At 73.7% G+C, this 18,156-nt stretch carries 12 protein-coding genes and 1 pseudogene; 4 read left to right on the top strand and 9 right to left on the bottom strand.

Annotated features, from left to right (window positions below; all coding sequences use genetic code 11):
* Positions 1-171 precede the first annotated feature (171 nt).
* On the top strand, positions 172-1,341 hold the full coding sequence (locus ACIQAC_RS18485) for a cytochrome P450 (RefSeq protein ID WP_402192258.1): 1,170 nt from the start codon (positions 172-174) through the stop codon (positions 1,339-1,341).
* Here the strand turns inward: ACIQAC_RS18485 and ACIQAC_RS18480 are convergent.
* From ACIQAC_RS18480 to ACIQAC_RS18470, 3 genes are all read right to left on the bottom strand, one after another.
* Complete coding sequence (locus tag ACIQAC_RS18480) at positions 1,313-1,876, bottom strand: TetR/AcrR family transcriptional regulator (protein ID WP_402192256.1); 564 nt, start codon at positions 1,874-1,876, stop codon at positions 1,313-1,315. The genes ACIQAC_RS18485 and ACIQAC_RS18480 overlap by 29 nt on opposite strands.
* 12 nt (positions 1,877-1,888) lie before the next feature.
* On the bottom strand, positions 1,889-2,467 hold the full coding sequence (locus ACIQAC_RS18475) for a sugar O-acetyltransferase (protein WP_402192254.1): 579 nt from the start codon (positions 2,465-2,467) through the stop codon (positions 1,889-1,891).
* Between the two features lie 63 nt (positions 2,468-2,530).
* Complete coding sequence (locus ACIQAC_RS18470; protein WP_402192251.1) at positions 2,531-3,772, bottom strand: MFS transporter; 1,242 nt, start codon at positions 3,770-3,772, stop codon at positions 2,531-2,533.
* A gap of 47 nt (positions 3,773-3,819) precedes the next feature.
* Here ACIQAC_RS18470 and ACIQAC_RS18465 point away from each other — a divergent pair, with 47 nt between their 5' ends.
* Positions 3,820-3,954 (top strand): hypothetical protein, encoded by a 135-nt coding sequence (locus ACIQAC_RS18465; RefSeq protein ID WP_402192249.1) that lies wholly within the window; start codon positions 3,820-3,822, stop codon positions 3,952-3,954.
* Between the two features lie 8 nt (positions 3,955-3,962).
* On the opposite strand, the gene ACIQAC_RS18460 is transcribed toward ACIQAC_RS18465, so the two are convergent.
* The 5 genes from ACIQAC_RS18460 to ACIQAC_RS18440 all read right to left on the bottom strand — a co-directional run bounded on the left by ACIQAC_RS18460 (position 3,963) and on the right by ACIQAC_RS18440 (position 14,818).
* Complete coding sequence (locus ACIQAC_RS18460; protein ID WP_402192247.1) at positions 3,963-6,137, bottom strand: bifunctional serine/threonine-protein kinase/ABC transporter substrate-binding protein; 2,175 nt, start codon at positions 6,135-6,137, stop codon at positions 3,963-3,965.
* Complete coding sequence (locus ACIQAC_RS18455; RefSeq protein WP_402192245.1) at positions 6,137-8,278, bottom strand: bifunctional serine/threonine-protein kinase/ABC transporter substrate-binding protein; 2,142 nt, start codon at positions 8,276-8,278, stop codon at positions 6,137-6,139. The genes ACIQAC_RS18460 and ACIQAC_RS18455 overlap by 1 nt, the downstream gene beginning before the upstream one ends.
* Positions 8,275-9,102: a hypothetical protein gene (locus ACIQAC_RS18450; protein WP_402192243.1), complete on the bottom strand. Its 828-nt coding sequence runs from the start codon at positions 9,100-9,102 to the stop codon at positions 8,275-8,277. The genes ACIQAC_RS18455 and ACIQAC_RS18450 overlap by 4 nt, the downstream gene beginning before the upstream one ends.
* A gap of 235 nt (positions 9,103-9,337) precedes the next feature.
* Entirely contained in the window at positions 9,338-12,712 is a 3,375-nt protein-coding gene (locus ACIQAC_RS18445) for a pyruvate carboxylase (RefSeq protein WP_402192240.1), read from the bottom strand.
* A 486-nt stretch (positions 12,713-13,198) separates the two neighbouring features.
* Positions 13,199-14,818 (bottom strand): amidohydrolase family protein, encoded by a 1,620-nt coding sequence (locus tag ACIQAC_RS18440; protein WP_402192237.1) that lies wholly within the window; start codon positions 14,816-14,818, stop codon positions 13,199-13,201.
* A gap of 468 nt (positions 14,819-15,286) precedes the next feature.
* On the opposite strand from ACIQAC_RS18440, the gene ACIQAC_RS18435 reads away from it, so the two are divergent.
* Positions 15,287-16,267 carry a TauD/TfdA dioxygenase family protein gene (locus ACIQAC_RS18435; protein WP_402192234.1) on the top strand — a complete coding sequence of 327 codons (981 nt, stop codon included), beginning with the start codon at positions 15,287-15,289 and terminating at the stop codon, positions 16,265-16,267.
* Positions 16,268-16,388: 121 nt separating this feature from the next.
* Complete coding sequence (locus ACIQAC_RS18430; RefSeq protein WP_402192232.1) at positions 16,389-17,186, top strand: alpha/beta fold hydrolase; 798 nt, start codon at positions 16,389-16,391, stop codon at positions 17,184-17,186.
* Positions 17,187-17,220: 34 nt separating this feature from the next.
* Here the strand turns inward: ACIQAC_RS18430 and ACIQAC_RS18425 are convergent.
* A pseudogene (locus ACIQAC_RS18425) lies at positions 17,221-17,877 on the bottom strand (ThuA domain-containing protein); the annotation flags it as partial.
* Positions 17,878-18,156 lie beyond the last annotated feature (279 nt).

Below are 18,156 nucleotides of genomic sequence, written 5' to 3'. Positions count from 1 at the left end.
ACACCCGGCACTGACAATCGCCCGTCGGCCGGACACACCGGAAAGCGCCCCCGGCAAGGGCCGGGACTCCCGCGCACCGCACAGTTCCCGCAGGGCACCGAAGTTCCGGCAGGATCCGGTTGTTAGCCTCGGACAGGTGATCGGTCTTCCAGCACGCGGACGGTGTGCGCGATGAGTGTCGTCGAGTCGTTCCCGCTGGGTGCCGCGACCGGGCTGGCCGAGCTCACCCGGGACCCGCACGCACGCCTGGCTGTGCTGCGCGCGCGGGAGCCCGTGTCGTGGCTGCCCGAGCTGGGCGGCTGGCTGGTGACGCGGCGCGATCTGGCGCTGGGTGTGATGCGGGACGCCGCCACCTACACCGTCGACGATCCCCGGTTCTCGACCGCGCAGGTCGTCGGGCCGAGCATGCTCTCCCTCGACGGCGACCCGCACGCACACCACCGCGACCCGTTCACGGCGCCCTTCCGGCCGCGGGCGGTGCACGAGGGCTTCGCCCCGTTCGTCGAGCGGGAGACGGACCGGCTGATCACGGAGTTCGAGACGGCGGGCACCGCCGATCTGCGCCGCGCCTTCGCCGGGCCGCTCACGGTCGCCGTGATGACCGAGGCGCTCGGGCTGGCCGGCACCACCACGGACACCGTGCTCGCCTGGTACGACGCCATCGTGCGGTCCGTCGCGGACATCACCGGGGGGCACGCGGCGGGCGCGGCCGGCACCGCCGCGTACGCCGGGCTGCGGGCGGCCGTGGAGCAGACCGTCGCCGACCAGGACGCGGCCTCCCTGCTGGTGTCCGCCGCCGGGCGGCTGTCGGTGCCCGAGGTGGCGTCCAACGCCGCGGTGCTGATGTTCGGGGGTATCGAGACCACCGAGGCGATGATCACCAACGCGTTGCTGCACCTGCTGCACAACCCCGACCAACTCGCCCTCGTACAGGCCGACTTCGATCTCCTCGACGGTGTGATGGAGGAGTCGCTGCGGCTCGAACCGGGGGCGGCGGTGGTCGACCGGTACGCGACCCGGGACGCCGTGCTCGGGGACGTCACGATCCGCGAGGGCGACCTGGTCACCGTCTCGCTGACGGGCGCCAACCGCGACCCGGACGTCTTCCCCGACCCCGACCGCTTCGACGTCCGCCGCGCCAACGCGCGCCTCCAACTGGCCTTCGCGCACGGCCCGCACTACTGCCTGGGCGCCCATCTGGCCCGCCTGGAGGCCCGGACCGCCCTGCGGCGCCTGCTCGAACGCCTCCCCGGGCTGCGTCTCGACCCGGACCGTCCGACCGCTGTGGAGGGCCTGGTGTTCCGCAAGCCCCTCAGTCTGTGGCTGCGCTGGGACGTGTAGTGGTGATCCGGGTGATGGCCTCCAGCGTCACGTCCCGGCCGTGCGGCTCGCGGGCCAGTGCCCGGTGCAGGGTCAGCCCCTCGATCAGGGCGTCGACCTGGCGTGCCGTACTCGGGTCGAAGTGCTTCTCCAGGTGGACCCGGCTGCGGCGCATCCACTCGTGGGTGAACCTGCGGTAGGCGGGTCTGCGGGCGGCGAGGGTGTAGAGCTCCTGGGTCAGGACGAGGTCGCGCTGCGGACCCTCGGACAGGGCGTGGACCAGGTCGGCGATCGCCTCGACGACCTGGTCGCGGTCGGTGGCGCCCGCGAGGTGCCCGGCCCACATGTCGACGAAGTCGTCGGTGAACCGCTGGAACGCCTCTTGCAGCAGCTCGTCGATGCCGCTGAAGTGGTAGGTCATCGAGCCCAGCGGCACACCGGCGCGGGTGGCGATCTTCCGGTGGGAGACGCCGGCCACGCCCTCGTCGGCGATCAGGTCGAGGGTGGCGGCGATGATGCGTTCCCGGCGCTGCGGGTCGGTGTGTCCGGTTGCCATGGCGGGATTTTTTCAGAGCGTGCGGACGGGGCGGGCGGGGTTGCCGACGGCGACGGTGTTCGCGGGCACGTCCTTGGTGACGACCGCGCCGGCGCCGATGACGGAGTTGTCGCCGATGGTGACGCCGGGCAGCACGATGGCGCCGCCGCCGAGCCAGACGTTGTCACCGATGGTGATCGGGCGGGCGCCCTCCAGCTTGTCCCGGCGCGGCTCGGGCTCCAACGGGTGCGTGGGGGTGAGGAGTTGGACGTTGGGGCCGATCTGGCAGTCCTCGCCGATGACGATCGCGGCGACGTCCAGGGCCGTCAGGTTGAAGTTGACGAAGGTACGGGCGCCGATGGTGATGTTGCTGCCGTAGTCGACCCACAGCGGCGGCCGTACATCGACCTCGTCGCCGAGCGAGCCGAGCAGTTCGGCGAGCAGCGGCCGGGCCGTGTCGGCGTCTTCCATGTAGGCCGCCTGGTAGCGGGCCGCGAGGCGCACGGCGTGCTGGTGGAGGCGCGCGATCTCCGGATCGTCGGCGATGTACGGGTCCCCGGCCTGCATGCGTTCCAGGTTCGTCCGCGGATCCTGGGCGAAGTAGTCCGTCATAGTGCGTACGATCGTACACGCTGAGTGTACGATCGTACACTCTCGGGCAGGGGCCGGCGCTGGTCACCGGCTGTTCACCGGCCTGGGAGGGCCCTGGCGGCGCCGGGTCTGGAGCACGCCGGCGAGGGCGATGACGATCACCCCGGCGAAGGGGACGACCAGCAGCCCCAGGCGCAGTCCCGCGGCGTCGGCGACCAGGCCGACGGCCGGCGGGGAGAGCAGGAAGCCCAGGCGCATGAGCCAGGAGACGATGGTCAGGCCGGTGCCGGGCCTGAGGCCGGGGAGTTCGTCGGCCTCGTGCATCGCCGCGGGCACCAGGGTCGCCACCCCGAGTCCGGCCGCCGCGAATCCGAGGATCGTGCCCGGCACGGTCGGCACCGCCAGCGCGAGGCCCATTCCGGCCGCGGCCACCAGACCGCCGACCCGCGCGACCGCCCGCTGCCCGAACCGGTCGACGAGCCGGTCCCCCACCAGCCGCCCGACGAACTGCGCGCCGACCAGGGCGATATAGCCCGACGCGGCCAGCACGGCCGTGGCGTGGAGCGAGTCCGAGAGGTAGAGCGCGGCCCAGGAACTGCCCGCGTCCTCCACCAGCGCCCCGGCCATGGCGATGAGCACCAGCGCCGCCAGGACGTACGTCCGCCGCCGCCCCGCCGTCGACGCACCCGCCTCGGCCGCCCGCTCGCCCTTCCCGGCGTCGGATTCCGCGGCGGGTTCGACCTCGGGACCCGGCAGGCAGAACCGCAGCGCCACACAGGCGGCGACGGTGAAGATCACTCCCGATACGGCCAGGTGCTGTCCGCGCGAGAGATCGAGGGCGATCGCCCCGGCGGCCATGGAGCCGCCGAGCACCGCGCCGATGGACCAGATGGCATGGAAGGAGTTGATGATGGAACGCCCGTAGCGGCGCTGCACCCGCAGGCCGTGCGCGTTCTGCCCGACGTCCGTGATCGCGTCCATCGCTCCGGCGAGGAAGAGCGCCGCCGCGAAGACGAGCACCGACCGCGCGACACCCGCGGCGAGAATCCCCAGCGCGGTCAGCAGGGTTCCGGCCACCGCGACCCGCGCCGACCCGAACCGCCGGACGAACACCCCGGCGGCCAGACCCGCCACGATGGCGCCCGTCGGAAACGCCGCGACGGCCAGCCCGTAGGCCGCGTTGCCGATGTCGAGGTCCGCCTTGATCTGCGGAAACCTCGGCAGGATGTTCGCGAACAGCGCCCCGTTCGTCAGAAAGAGCACGGCGACCGCGGCGCGTGCTCTCCGGTCGGACGGGGCAGGTGGAACCCGCACGTCGAGAGTCATGCCCGCGAGCGTACAAGGACGAGCGTACGATCGTACACTCCACCCCCTTGGCGACAGGTGACGGCGACCGCCGGCCGGCCACTCCTGGGGATCGGCATGCCGCGTCCCGTCTCCAGGAGGCCGACGACCGCTTCTGGAGCGACAGCCCGGATCTGGCCGTGGAGCTCGGCACGGCACCCTGAGACCGGCGTCAGCCGACCTCGTCGGCCCGGCCCAGGAAACGGAACGTCTTGCCCTTCGCCCGGAACAGGAAGTAGGACGCGGCCCCCGGCGTGAGCGAACCGGTACCGTCACCCTCGAAAGCGAGGGACTTGGCGAGTCCCTGGTAGGTGATGTCGAACAGGCGCTGCGAGACCGCGCCGGGCTCGATACCGGCCCCTCCGCCCAGCCGCTCCAGCGTGCGCGCCACGAGCCCGACGGCGTCGTACGCCTCCGGAGACCAACGCCCCGGTGCGGCACCGTACTTGTCGCGGTACGCCGTCCGGAAGGCGGCGGACACACTGCCCGGGTCGGTGAACGGGGTGGCGAACACCCAGTCCTCGGCGGCCGTTCCGGCCCGTTCGAGGAAGGCCGGCCGCATGATGTGCCAGGTGCCCAGGCGTGGTCCGGTGAAGCCCTCGGCCGCGAGCGCGCGGGCGCAGCGTGCGGCCCGCTCGGGCGAGGTGCCGCTGAGGACGACGGCCTGTGCGTCGGCGGCGAGGGCCGCGCGGACGGCGGGCACGAAGTCATCGCTGTCCGCGGCCACGGGGTGCACGCTCGTCGTGACCTCCTGGTTCTGCGCGAGGGCGTTGGTGAGCTGCGATCCGGTGTCGCCCGCGGCCAGGTCGTCGATGACGGCCTGCCGGTCGACCGGCCGCACAGAGCTGAGATACGAGGTCAGCGGCAGGGACAGAGACGCTTCGGGCCCTCTGGTGACACAGACCGTGGAGGTGTTCAGGTTCTCCCCGCCGAACGCGGCGCCGTCCGCCGAGATCAGCACCATCGCCGTGCGGGCGTCGTAGTAGAGCGGGGCGGCGGCGAGGGCCGCGGCGGACGTGCCGAAGCCCAGGACCGCGCCCGCCCCGGCCTTGATCAGCCGCCGTGCCGCCTGCTCGGCCCGGTCGGCCGCACCCCGGTCGTCGACGGTTTCGAGGGCGAGGCGGAAGGTGACGCCGGAGCGTGCGTTGTGCTGCTCCACGGCGAGCCGCGCCCCGCGCTCCTGCGCCACGCCGTCCGCCTTGTCCGCGCCGCTCAGGTCCGCCTGGAATCCGAGGGTGTGCACGGGCAGTTCACCGTCCGCGCCGCCGGGCTCGTCCTGCCCGGCCGCCAGATACGCGGTGACTCCGCCGCCGACGGCGACCACGGAGGCCGCCGCGCCGCCCATCAGCAGGAAGCGGCGCCGGGTCGGCGGCCGGACGTCGGCCGGCGCGACGGACGTCGGGGCGTCGGCGACCGGGTCCCGCGGCGCACGCCGTGGGGTGGGGACGTCCAGGGCGCGCGAGGAGCGTTCGGCGACCACCCGCAGCAGTGCGGGTGGCAGCCAGTCGTCCTCCGCGGACTGCTGCCGGGCCGGCGAGGCCCGTGGGTCGCGGAGGGCGGCCGCGACCTCACCGGCCGTCGGGCGCCCGGCCGGTTCCTTGGCCAGACAGGACGTGATCAACGGCCTCAGTTCACGGGGGACTTCGGCCAGGTCCGGTTCCTCGTGCACGGTGCGGAACAGCACACCCGCCGCGTTCCCGGCACCGAACGGGCGGCGCCCGGAGGCCGCGTGGGCGAGGACGCAGCCGAGGGAGAAGACGTCGCTCGCGGGGCCGACCTCTCCGGCGCGGGCCTGGGCCTGTTCCGGTGCGAGGAAGCCGGGGGTGCCGACGACCGCGTCGGGAGCGGTCAGCGCGGTGGCACCCGAGGTGTAGGCGATACCGAAGTCGATGAGCCGGGGTCCGTCGAGGGCGAGCAGGACGTTGCCCGGCTTCACGTCCCGGTGCACAAGTCCTGCCGCGTGCACGGCGGTCAGCGCGTCGGCGAGCCGGGAGCCCAGCGTCCGTACGGCGGCGACGGGCAGCGCGCCGAAGCCGTCCACCGCCTCGACCAGGGAGGGTCCGGGCACGAACTCCGTGGCCAGCCACGGTTCACGGGCCTCGGTGTCGGCGGCGAGGACCGGCACGATCCAGCGCCCGGTCAGGGCGCGGACCGCGGTCACCTCCCGGCGGAACCGGGTGCGGAAGGCGGGGTCCGCCGCGTGTTCGGCGCGGATCGTCTTGAGCGCGACAAGGGTGCCGCCCGCGGTCCTGGCGAGGTAGACGACACCCATGCCGCCCGTGCCGAGCCGGGCGAGGAGCCGGTGCCCGCCGATGTCCTCGGCGTCCTCGGTGGTCAGCGGCCGCATCAGAAGGTGACCTTGCCCGAGTAGGAGAAGCGGCCGCCCTTCACCTCGTAGTGGAACACCTCGTACCCGTCGAGCCAGTGGTAGTCCTTGTCGAACGCGTAGGTGCGCACGACGCCCTTGTACGTGCCCTTGAGGAGCAGGTCGAAGAGCTTGTCGCGGGAGGGGCGGCCGCCCGCCTCGGTGATCCGGGTGATGACCATGCGGGCCACGTCGTAGGCCTCGGCCGCCCACTGCGGGGGCGCGGAGCCGTACCGCTTGCGGTAGGCGGCGGCGAAGGTGCGGACGGGGGCGGCCGACGGGTCGATGTACGGCGTGAACGTCTGCCAGCCGTCGGCGGCCTCGCCCGCCGCGGTGAGGAACTCCGGCCGGGCGGCGGGGTATCCGAGGACGCGCGGGCCGTCGTAGCCGGTCTGTGCGAGGGCGCGGGCGACGGCGGCGGCGCGGGCCGGGGTTCCCGAGTAGACAAAGCCCTCCGGCCGTTCGGCGACCATGTCGGTGACGACCGGTGCGAGGTCCCGGGCCAGCCGGGGCACCACCCGCGGTTCGCCGGCGATCTTGAGCACGCCGAGGTTCTGGAACATGGTGTGGCCGAGCTGCCAGGCGGGGATGCCGCCGTCGCGGTCGATGAGCACACCCACCCGCCGGGCGCCCTGCTTCTGGAGGGTGAAGGCGGCGGTGGCGGGCAGGCTCGTGTAGCTCGGGACGGCCTGGAGGAAATGCCGGGGCTCGGCGACTCCGTAGGCGGACTGGGCGGAGGAGGCGGTGAGTTGGGGGACGAGCTGTTCGTCGTAGCTGTCGAGGCTCGCGCCGGTGGTGTCGTCGCCGGTCGAGCCGATGACGGCGAGCAGATCGCGGTCGGCGGCGAGTTCGCGGGCCACCTCGGCGGCGCGGTCCGGATCGCCCCTGTCGTCCGCCGTCCTGAGGGTGAGCGTGAACGGCTTGTTCTTCCGGGCGTTGAACTCCTCGACGGCCAGCCGGATCCCGCGTTCCTGTGCCTGTCCGACCGCCTTCTGCGGGCCGGTGAGGTCGGCCTGGACGCCGAGGACCCAGGGGCGGGGGCGCGGCGCGGCATTCTCTGTGCCGTCGTCGCGCAGTCCCGCCCAGGCCGCGGCGCCGCCGCCGGCGGCGAGCAGGGCCGCTCCCCCGCCGATCAGCAGGAAGCGGCGGCGTGAGGGCGCGGGGGAGGGCGGGGCGTCGGCCGCAACGTCCGCCGATGGCCCGTCCGTTGCCAGGTCGGCGGTCGTCGCCTCGATGTCGGGGAGGTCCAGCATCGCGGCGGAGCGGTCCGCGATGAGGCGGACGACGGGGTCGGGCAGCCAGTCGACGGTGTCGTGGGGTGTGTCGTCGGCGAGGGCCTCGTCGAGTACCCGGGCGGTGGGCCGGGCGTCCGGGTCCTTGGCCAGGCACCGCTCCAGGAGGGCGCCGAGGTCGTCGGGGACGCCGTCGAGGTCGGGTTCGTCGTGCACGGTGCGGTAGAGCAGGGCGTCGACGGCGCCGGTGCCGAACGGCGGGCGGCCGGTGACGGCGTAGCCGAGGAGGCAGCCGAGGGCGAAGACGTCGCTGGCGGGCGAGGCGGGCTGTGCCCGGGCCTGTTCGGGGGCGAGGAAGCCGGGGGTGCCGACGACCATGTCGGCCGAGGTGAGGGCGGTCTCCTCGGTGGCGCGGGCGATCCCGAAGTCGATGAGGCGGGGGCCGTCGACGGCGAGCAGGACGTTGCCCGGCTTCACGTCGCGGTGCACAAGTCCCGCCTCGTGCACGGCGGTCAGGGCGCGGGCCAGCATGGTGCCGAGGACCCGCACTCCGCGGGCGGGCAGCGGGCCGCAGGCGGCGACGGCCTCGGCGAGCGAGGGGCCGGGCACAAAGGCGGTGGCGAGCCAGGGGGCGGTGGCGTCCGGGTCGGCGCCGGTGACGGGCACGGCCCACGGGCTGTGCACCCGCCGGGCGGCGGCGACCTCGCGGCGGAAGCGGGCGCGGAACTCGGGCTGGTCGGCGTACTCGGGCAGGATCACCTTGACGGCGGCCAGTTCGCCCGACTCGGCCCGGCCGAGGTAGACGACGCCCATACCGCCGGCGCCGAGCCGGGCGAGCAGCCGGTGGCCGCCGATGCGGGCGGGGTCGGTGGGGGTGAGCCGCTCGGTCATGAGCCTTCGCCCTTCGTGTCCGCGCTCGGCTCCTGCGGGTCGGTGCCCGGCTGCGGGTCGCGCTCGATCGCCGCCCGGAGGCGGCCGCGCATGTCGACGTGCGGCTGGCGCAGCCGGTCGAAGAGTTCGGCCTGCGTCCAGCCCTCGGCGCCCTTCGCGGACACGGCGAGGGTGAACTGGCCGATGCGGGTCTGCTCCCAGATGTACGGGAAGGAGGCGTCGCCGGTGTCGGCGCTCGCGTACTCCCCGAGTTCGGTGAGGGAGTCCTCGGCGAACTCGTTGCCGGACTCGCCGTGGGCGGACGGCACGTCGTTCAGGGAGGTCACCAGTTCGTCGGCGCGCAGCTGCTGGGTGGGGCAGCGCATCATCTCCTCCAGGACCTCGGCGTTCTCCCAGTCGGCCTGCTCGGCCGTGCGGTGCACGGTGACGACGGCGGCCAGCCGGAGCGTCTCCTTGCCGCCGGCGGCCGGTATCTCGTACGAGCGGGTGAGGGAGGCGAGCACGTCCCTGGGCAGCGGCTGCTGCTGCCAGACGCAGTCGTCGCCGAGGACGGCCCAGCGCGCGGGGTCGCTCTCGTACGGCTGCTGCCGTGCGGCTCCGGGACCGAAGGCGGCGGGGTCGGGCAGGACGTCCCGGATCAGGGCGCCGGCCCGCGCGTTGGTGTCGGGGAGCCGGCCGGGGTCGATGTCGACGACCTCGGTCGGCGACGCGGAAGGGGTCCCGGCGGTGTCCTTCCCGGCCGACGCCGGTCTCGACGGTCCGTCCCCACCGTCCCCGCCGTCCCCGCCTGATGTACAGCCCGCGAGGAGCAGTCCGCTCGCCACGACCGCACACCCCAGGCGCGCCACTCCGCCCCGCACCACCACAAGTCCCCCCGGAACCGTCGGCTCACCATGAGTTCCCGACGATGCTAGGCGGCAACCCGCGCGAACTCACGCCCGGTTGCCGATCACGTGGCACAGCCGTACCCGATCCGTCACACGGCCGGTACCGAGCGCGACGCGCGCAGGTACCGGCCGCGAGAGCCCCCCGGCTCCGGTGTCCGGGTGACGCCCTCGGTCAGACGACCTCGATCAACAGGTCGCCGCCCTCCACCTGTTGGATGCGGTTGATGGCGAGGCGCGTGACCCGACCCGCCGACTGGGCCGTGATGGTGGCCTCCATCTTCATCGCCTCGATGGTGGCGACGGTCGCACCGACCTCCACCTCGTCGCCCTCGGCGACCGCGAGCGTCACCACACCGGCGAACGGGGCCGCCACATGGCGGGGGTTGCTCCGGTCGGCCTTCTCGGTCACGGGGACGTCGGAGGCGGCGGCGGTGTCCCGCACCTGGATGGGGCGGAGTTGGCCGTTCAGACCGGCCATGACGGTCCGCATACCGCGCTCGTCGGGCTCGCCGATGGCCTGGAGCTCGATGAGCAGCCGGACGCCGGGTTCGAGGTCGACGGCGTACTCCTTGGCGGGGCGCAGGCCGTAGAAGAAGTGCTTGCTGTCCAGGACGCCGGTGTCGCCGTAGGACTGGCGGTGGGTCTCGAAGTCGCGGGTGGGGCCGGGGAAGAGCAGCCGGTTGAGGGTGGAGCGACGGGACTTCTCCAGCCCGGTGCGGTCCTCGGCGGTGAGTTCCTGTACGGGCTTGGCGGCGGCGCGGCCCTGGAGGGCCTTGGTGCGGAACGGCTCGGGCCAGCCGCCGGGCGGGGTGCCGAGTTCGCCGCGCAGGAAGCCGATGACGGAGTCGGGGATGTCGAAGCGTTCCGGTGTCGCCTCGAAGTCCTCCGGGGTGACCCCCGCGCCGACCAGGTGCAGGGCCAGGTCCCCGACGACCTTCGACGAGGGTGTGACCTTGACCAGGTGGCCGAGGATCCGGTCGGCGGCGGCGTACATCGCCTCGATGTCCTCGAAGCGGTCGCCGAGGCCGAGCGCGACGGCCTGGGTGCGCAGGTTGGACAGCTGGCCGCCGGGGATCTCGTGGTGGTAGACGCGCCCGGTGGGTGAGGCGAGGCCCGCCTCGAAGGGCGCGTAGACGCGGCGCACGCTCTCCCAGTACGGCTCCAGGTCCCCGACCGCCTGGAGATCGAGGCCCGTCGTCCGCTCCGAGTAGTCGGTCGCGGCGACGATCGCCGACAGCGACGGCTGGGACGTGGTGCCCGCCATGGAGGCGACCGCGCCGTCGACCGCGTCCACACCGGCCTGCGAGGCGGCGAGGTAGGTGGCGAGCTGACCGCCCGCGGTGTCGTGCGTGTGCAGATGGACCGGCAGGTCGAACTCCCGGCGCAGCGCGGTCACCAGCGTCGCGGCGGCCGGGGCGCGCAGCAGGCCCGCCATGTCCTTCACGGCCAGCACGTGCGCGCCGGCCTCGACGATCTGCTCGGCGAGGCGCAGGTAGTAGTCGAGGGTGTACACGGGCTCGGAGGGGTCGGACAGGTCCCCGGTGTAGCAGAGGGCGACCTCGGCGATCGCCGTGCCCGTCTCGCGTACGGCGTCGATGGCCGGGCGCATCTGGCCGACGTCGTTGAGCGCGTCGAAGATGCGGAAGATGTCGATGCCGGTGGCCGCGGCCTCCTGCACGAAGGCGTCGGTCACCTCCGTGGGGTACGGGGTGTAGCCGACGGTGTTGCGGCCGCGCAGCAGCATCTGGAGACAGATGTTGGGCACGGTCTCGCGCAGCGCCGCGAGCCGCTCCCAGGGGTCCTCGGCGAGGAACCGCAGGGCGACGTCGTAGGTAGCGCCGCCCCAGCACTCCAGGGAGAGCAGCTGGGGCAGGGTGCGGGCGACGACGGGGGCGACGGCCAGCAGGTCCCTGGTGCGCACGCGGGTGGCGAGCAGGGACTGGTGGGCGTCGCGGAAGGTGGTGTCGGTGACGCCGAGGGTCGGCTCCTCGCGCAGGGCGCGGGCGAAGCCCTCGGGACCGAGTTCGGCGAGGCGCTGGCGGGAGCCGGCGGGCGGTTCGCCGGCCGGCAGGGGCGGCAGCTTGGTGGTGGGGTCGATCAGCTCGGGGCGCTCGCCGTGCGGCTTGTTGACGGTGACGTCGGCGAGATAGGTGAGGAGCCGGGTGCCGCGGTCCGCGGAGTGCCGGGCGGTCAGCAGATGGGGGCGCTGCTCGATGAACGAGGTGGTGACGCGGCCCGCCTGGAAGTCGGGGTCGTCCAGGACGGCCTGGAGGAACGGGATGTTGGTGGCGACACCGCGGATGCGGAACTCGGCGACCGCGCGCCGGGCGCGGCCGATGGCGGTGTTGAAGTCCCGGCCCCGGCAGGTGAGCTTCACCAGCATCGAGTCGAAGTGGGCGCTGATCTCCGTACCGGCGTGGGTCGTGCCGCCGTCGAGGCGGATGCCGGAGCCGCCCGGGGAGCGGTAGGCGCTGATCTGGCCGGTGTCGGGGCGGAAGCCGTTCGCCGGGTCCTCGGTGGTGATGCGGCACTGGAGGGCCGCGCCGTGCAGGGTGAGGGTCTCCTGGGAGAGTCCGAGGTCGGCGAGGGTCTCGCCGGACGCGATGCGCAGCTGGGACTGGACCAGGTCGACGTCGGTCACCTCCTCGGTGACCGTGTGCTCGACCTGGATGCGCGGGTTCATCTCGATGAAGACGTGGTTGCCCTCGCGGTCGACGAGGAACTCGACGGTGCCGGCGTTGCGGTAGCCGATCTCGCGGGCGAAGCGGACCGCGTCGGCGCAGATGCGCTCGCGCAGGGCGGGGTCGAGGTTGGGCGCGGGGGCGAGTTCGATGACCTTCTGGTGGCGGCGCTGCACCGAGCAGTCCCGCTCGAAGAGGTGGATGACGTTGCCCTCGCCGTCGGCGAGGATCTGCACCTCGATGTGGCGGGGCTCGACGACGGCCTTCTCCAGGAAGACGGTGGAGTCGCCGAACGCGGAGGCCGCCTCGCGGGCCGCCGCCTCGATGGACTCGCGCAGCTGTGCCGGGTCCTCCACGCGTCGCATACCGCGCCCGCCGCCGCCCGCGACGGCCTTCACGAACACCGGGAACCCGACGTCCTCGGCGGCGCGTACCAGCTCGTCCACGTCGGTGGAGGGCGCGGAGGAGCCGAGGACCGGTACGCCGGCCGCGCGGGCCGCGGCCACGGCGCGGGCCTTGTTGCCGGTCAGCTCAAGGGTGTCGGCGTCGGGTCCGACGAAGGTGATGCCGGCGTCCTCGCAGGCCTTGGCCAGCTCCGGGTTCTCGGAGAGGAAGCCGTAGCCGGGGTAGACGGCGTCGGCGCCGGCCCGCTGTGCCGCGCGTACGATCTCGTCCACCGAGAGGTAGGCGCGCACCGGATGCCCCGGTTCGCCGATCTCGTAGGCCTCGTCCGCCTTGAGCCGGTGCAGCGAGTTGCGGTCCTCGTGCGGGAACACGGCGACGGTGCGAGCGCCCAGCTCGTAGCCGGCGCGGAACGCACGAATCGCGATCTCGCCTCGGTTGGCGACCAGTACCTTGCGGAACATCCTGGATCCCTTCGCGGCCTGCCGGTGACGAGGACCATGGTGTCGGTGACGCCCCGGTCACGCCATGTGAGCCGAGCCACTTCCCGGGCCGCCCCAGGGGTCGCGCCGCCCGCCGGGGCGGTCCTCGGGGGCGGGCTGTCCGGCGCGGTGGGGTGCGTGACGCACACAAGGGTTCCCGCGCGGTGCCGGAACATGCGTCCGCGCCCACGCCCGGACCTGCCCGTACACCCGCACCCGGGCCTGCCCGTACACCCACGCCCGGACCTGCCGGTACACCCACGCCCAGATACGCCCGTACATCCGCACCCGGGCCTGCCCGCCGACCGGCGCCCCGGGCCCTCGCACCGGTCCGGCCGTCGCCGGGCCGCTCCGGCAGCCCAAGGCCGGGACCCGGGGTCGGGACCCGGGGTCGGGATGCCACGCATCCCACCTCAGAACCGCCCCGCGGGCCGACCCACCCGCAGTCCGGCTGCCCGAGTCCGCAGCTCACACCGCTGCCGCCCTGGTCGGCGCGTGGCAGGGGCAGGGTGGGCGGGCGGCGCCCGCCGGGGTGGGCCGCGGTTCCGCCGCCGCTTCCTCCACGCCCCGCAGGAGCTCCGTCAGATCGGCGGGGCCGAGGTGGCGTCCGCGGACCACCACACCGTCGATGCGGCGGGTGTTGCGGATGTCGTCCAGCGGGTTGGCTCCGAGCACCACGAGGTCGGCGGTGTGGCCCGGGGCCACGCGTCCGGAGCGGGTGCCGAGGTAGCGGGCCGGTTCGGCGGTCGCGGCGTGCAGCGCGGCCATGGGTGTGAGCCCGGCGTCCACCAGGAGCCGCAGTTCGTCGTGGACGGCGAAGCCGGGGAACACACCGGGCGTGGCCACGTCCGTACCGACCATGAGCGGTACGCCGGCCCGGTTCATGGCGCTCACGAGGCGCAGCCGGTACTCGAACAGCGCCGCCCACTCGGCGTCCTCGGCCACGGAACGCTGCTTGAGGTACAGCTCGTCCAGGGCGTAGTCCATGCCCGACCGCGAGGCCGCGGGGAGGTAGCGGCGCCGTGGGTCGTCGCGGTCCAGCGTGCGGGCGAGGTCCAGCCCCCGGTGCATGATCAGGGTGGGCACCTGGCGGGTCCCGTGGCTCGCCAGCCGGTCGAACACGGTGCCCGCCCTGTCGGGGTCGTAGGTGCGCGCGGCGATCCATTCGACGGGGTGGATGCGTTCGAACCAGCCGCTGTAGTCGCCCTGGGCGAGCCGGATCCGGGCGATCTCGCGCCGCGCCCACGCCTCCTTGCTGGAGGTCGCGAAGAACGTCCAGAACAGGTGCTCGAAGCTGCGCTGCCCGAGGCGTGCCGCCTCAAGGAGGGACACCTCGTCGGGGCAGTGCCCGGCGAACGGCACACCCAGCCGCCGGGTCTCGTCCGCGATCGCGGTGAGCGCCTCGCGCGGCAGCCGTGAGTACACCTTGACGAAGTCGGCGCCGCGCCGGATCTCCTCGCGGACCGCGCGCCGGGCCCCGGCCGCGTCGGCCACCTCGACGATGTCCAGGACGGCCGGGTCCCAGATGGAGGGGGCGCCGTCGACGAGCCGGCTGCTGATCGTCCAGCGCGGGCCGAGCAGTTCACCGGCCTCGATCCGCCGCCGCCAGTCGAAGACCTGGTCGCCGCCGGCCATCTCCCGCACGGTGGTGACCCCGTTGGCCACGTGCAGCGCGGGGTCGATCCGGTCCATGACGCTGTGCACATGCATGTCGGACAGCCCCGGGATCACGTATCTGCCCCGCAGGTCGACCGCCCGCACCCCGGCGGGGACCCGGCCCTCGCCGGAGGCGTGCACGGCCTCGATGCGGTCGCCCCGCACCAGTACGGTCATGTCGTGCCGGACCCGGGCGGTGTGCGGGTCGATCACCGTCACATGGGTGAGCGCGACCCCGTGCCCGCCCTGCCCGGACCGCCCGTCCTGCCCGGCCGGTCCGCTCCGCCCGGTCGCCGCTCCGCTGCCCGCCGGGGTGTCCACCGCCGCGGCCCGTGCGACGGACGCTCCACCGGCGACGGCGCCGGCCCCGGTCGCGACACCGGCCGCCGCTCCGGCGGCGAGAATTCCTCGTCGAGAGACATGTGATGTCATGCCTTCAACTCTGCGGGGACCGGCCCTGGTTGACACTGGGCCTATCTCGCCGAAAGCGGGTGGACCTAACTCCACCGCCCCGGTGCACCCAGTGATCGCCGATCACGAACCCCACCCGCGCCGGAGGCCGGCAGACGTGGTCGGGCACCCGGCGTGTGTCACGGTCCGATCCCGCCACCGAGAGTGTTGCAGCCTCGTGAAAGGAGCCCGGCGCGCCTTGACCGGCCCGCCGGGCGGTCCGCAAGCTCGGGAGCATGCCCGCGACGTTCCCTCACCCTCCGCGTCTGCCGCGGCCCGACGGCGAGCCGGGCCGCCGGCTCGCTCCGGCCGCGTGTCCGGGTCCCTGACGCGCCGTCTTCGGCGCATCGCGCGCGATGACGCCGTGCGCCGGACGTGGTGAGGAACTCCGGCCGCTGCGGGAAGTCCTGAGCGCGCGCCCCGTGCCCGCTCCCCTCGAAAGGCTTCTCCATGACCTCCGTCGCCCCTGCCCCCGTGGACAACCCCGTCACGCCCGCCCCGCTCCGTGTCGAGCGGATCGGCGGGCGTATCGGCGCCGTGCTCTCCGGGGTCCGGCTGGGCGGTGACCTCGACGACACGACCGTCGCCGCGATCCGGGCCGCCCTCCTCGAACACAAGGTCGTCTTCTTCCGCGACCAGCACCACCTGGACGCCGGGTCCCACGAGGCGTTCGGCCGGCGGCTCGGTGAACTGGTCGCGCACCCGACCGTGCCGTCCGTGGACGGCCGCTACGCCCTCGGCATCGACAACGACCACGGCGGGCGCGCCAACCAGTGGCACACCGACGTCACCTTCGTCCCGGCGTACCCCGCCTTCTCCATCCTGCGCGCCGAGGTCGTCCCGCCCTACGGCGGCAACACCCTGTGGGCCAACACGGCCGCGGCCTACGCCGAACTGCCGGAGCCGCTGCGGGTGCTGGCGGACGGCCTGCGCGGGGTGCACACCAACGACTACGACTACGCCGCCACCCGGCCGGGCGCGGTCTCCGCCGAACTGGAGCAGCACCGCGAGGTGTTCACCTCGACCAAGTTCCAGACCGAGCACCCGGTGGTCCGCGTGCACCCGGAGACCGGCGAACGCACCCTGGTCCTGGGCAACTTCGCCCAGCGGCTCACCGGATTCAACGGCGCCGACTCGCGCGCGCTGATCGGCGTCCTCCAGTCGCACGTGGAGCGCCCGGAGAACACCGTGCGCTGGCAGTGGCGCGCCGGCGACGTGGCGATCTGGGACAACCGGGCGACCCAGCACTACGGCGTCGACGACTCCGACGACCACGAGCGCACCCTGCGCCGCATCACCGTCGACGGCGATGTGCCGGTGGGCGTCGACGGCCGCCGCTCGGTGCTGCTGTCACCGGAGTCGGTACCGGAGCCGGGGTACGGCATCGCGTCGGGCGCGTCGACGGACGGCACGGTCGCGGAGGCGGCCTGACCCGGCCGCCCGAGACAGGGCCCGCCCGGCACCCGGCGGGGAAGGGCGACAGGCGGGATCGCGGCACAACGCGGCGGATCACCACGTATCGGCCGCCGCTCCGCCGCCCTAGGTTCACCCCATGGCAGAGATCAGCTACCGCGCGGCCGACGGCTGCGCCCTGTACGCCACCGTCGTCGGCGCGGGCCCGGCCCTTGTCCTCCTGCACGCCGGGGGCCCGGACCGCAGGAGCATGCTTCCGCTGGCCGGGCGGCTCGCCGACCGGAGCACGGTCGTCCTGCCCGACCTGCGCGGCTACGGCCGTTCGGTCTGCCGGGACCCGGCCCGCCACACGTGGGCGCGGTACGCGTCGGACGTCGTCGACCTCATGGACCACCTGGGCCTGTCCGGCGCCGTGCTCGCGGGAGCGGGCCTGGGTTCGACGATCTCGCTGCGGGCGGCGGCCGCGTGTCCGGAGCGGGTGCGGGCCGCCGCGCTGATCGGTGTCGAGGACATCGAGGACGACGCGGCGAAGGAGGCCGAGACCCGCTATCTCGACGAGTTCGCGGCGCGGGTGGCGGCCGACGGCATCGAGGCGGGCTGGGAGCCCCTCCTCGACGCCTTCCCGCCGCTCGTGGGGGTGATGGTGCGGGACGCGATCCCGCGCTCGGATCCCGCGAGCATCGTGGCCGCTGCGGCCATCGGCCGGGACCGCTCCTTCCGGAGCGTCGGTGAACTCGCCACGATCGGCGCCCCGGTGCTGGTCTTCCCCGGCACCGACCCGCGCCACCCGACGGCGCTCGCCGAGGAGGTCGCGCGGACCCTGCCCCGCGGCCGGCTCGCGTCGGTCCCGATCGGCGGCACGCTGCACACCGCCGAGGACCTCGCCGACGCGGTGGCGCCCGCCGTCCGCGCGTTCCTGGACTCCACCGGGAACTGAGCCCCCGTACGGGTCAGGCGCCCGGCCCGGCGGTCACCGCGTACCGGATCCCGCCCAGCACATGCCCGAGGAACCCCGGCTCGGCGAACGACTCCTTGGTGTGGCCGCCGCCCGTGTAGAAGGCCCGCCCGCCCTCGTACGTCCGGCACCAGGCGATCGGATGGTCCTGGCCCATCGTGCCGCCCTCGTACGAGGCCTCGTCGAGGGTGGCGAGGACATGGACCCGGCCGCGTGGATTGGTGCGGAAGTTGTACCACTCGTCGACCCGCGGCCAGCCGTCGCCGAGATGCTCGGTCGCCGGGTGCGTACGGTCCTCGATCCTGACGGTGGCCTTCTGGACGGCCGGGTGCGAGTCGAAGTAGGCGCCGACGAGTTCGCCGTAGAACGGCCAGTCGTGGCCGGTGTCGGCGGCGGCGTGCACACCGACGTAGCCGCCGCCGGCCCGGATGTACCCCTCGAACGCGGCCCGTTGGGGCTCGTCCAGGACGTCGCCGGTGGTCGAGAGGAACACGACGGCGCCGTAGCGGGCGAGGTTGCCCGGGGTGAACGCGCCCGCGTGTTCCGTGGTGTCGACGGTGAAGTCGTTGTCGGCACCGAGCCGTTGGACGGCGGCGATGCCCGCGGGGATGGAGTCGTGGCGGAAGCCGGCGGTCTTGGAGAAGACCAGGACGTGCGGGGCCTCGGCGGGCACGGCGACCTCCGGGTGGTTCGAGTGGGCGGTGCTGAAAGTAAAGCCACTTAACAAATTCGTCAAGAGGCCGCACCACAACACAACGGTGAAGAAAGCGCGCCTTCGCCCGCCCCAACCGCCACTCTCGTCCGGCACCTTGACCCGCTCGGGCCTGCGCTCTTAATTTGTCCACCGACTCGACAAATTCACCCGGCCGAGTGCCAGGACGTCTCCGCAGCGGGGCGGCCGGCCCGGCGGGACCGTGGACGACGGTCCCGCCGGGAGCCCGAGGAGCCCGGC

Source organism: Streptomyces sp. NPDC088387 (assembly GCF_044753385.1).
In the GTDB taxonomy this organism is placed as follows: Bacteria; Actinomycetota; Actinomycetes; order Streptomycetales; family Streptomycetaceae; genus Streptomyces.
The sequence above is the reverse complement of the archived record's forward strand: the minus strand, read 5'-3'. Positions and strand labels throughout refer to the sequence as shown.

Coding starts and splice junctions, on each gene's coding strand:
- ACIQAC_RS18485 (WP_402192258.1), top strand. CDS start 172: ATGAGTGTCGTCGAGTCGTTCCCGCTGGGTGCCGCGACCGGGCTGGCC.
- ACIQAC_RS18480 (WP_402192256.1), bottom strand. CDS start 1,876: ATGGCAACCGGACACACCGACCCGCAGCGCCGGGAACGCATCATCGCC.
- ACIQAC_RS18475 (WP_402192254.1), bottom strand. CDS start 2,467: ATGACGGACTACTTCGCCCAGGATCCGCGGACGAACCTGGAACGCATG.
- ACIQAC_RS18470 (WP_402192251.1), bottom strand. CDS start 3,772: ATGACTCTCGACGTGCGGGTTCCACCTGCCCCGTCCGACCGGAGAGCA.
- ACIQAC_RS18460 (WP_402192247.1), bottom strand. CDS start 6,137: ATGCGGCCGCTGACCACCGAGGACGCCGAGGACATCGGCGGGCACCGG.
- ACIQAC_RS18455 (WP_402192245.1), bottom strand. CDS start 8,278: ATGACCGAGCGGCTCACCCCCACCGACCCCGCCCGCATCGGCGGCCAC.
- ACIQAC_RS18445 (WP_402192240.1), bottom strand. CDS start 12,712: ATGTTCCGCAAGGTACTGGTCGCCAACCGAGGCGAGATCGCGATTCGT.
- ACIQAC_RS18440 (WP_402192237.1), bottom strand. CDS start 14,818: ATGACATCACATGTCTCTCGACGAGGAATTCTCGCCGCCGGAGCGGCG.
- ACIQAC_RS18435 (WP_402192234.1), top strand. CDS start 15,287: ATGACCTCCGTCGCCCCTGCCCCCGTGGACAACCCCGTCACGCCCGCC.
- ACIQAC_RS18430 (WP_402192232.1), top strand. CDS start 16,389: ATGGCAGAGATCAGCTACCGCGCGGCCGACGGCTGCGCCCTGTACGCC.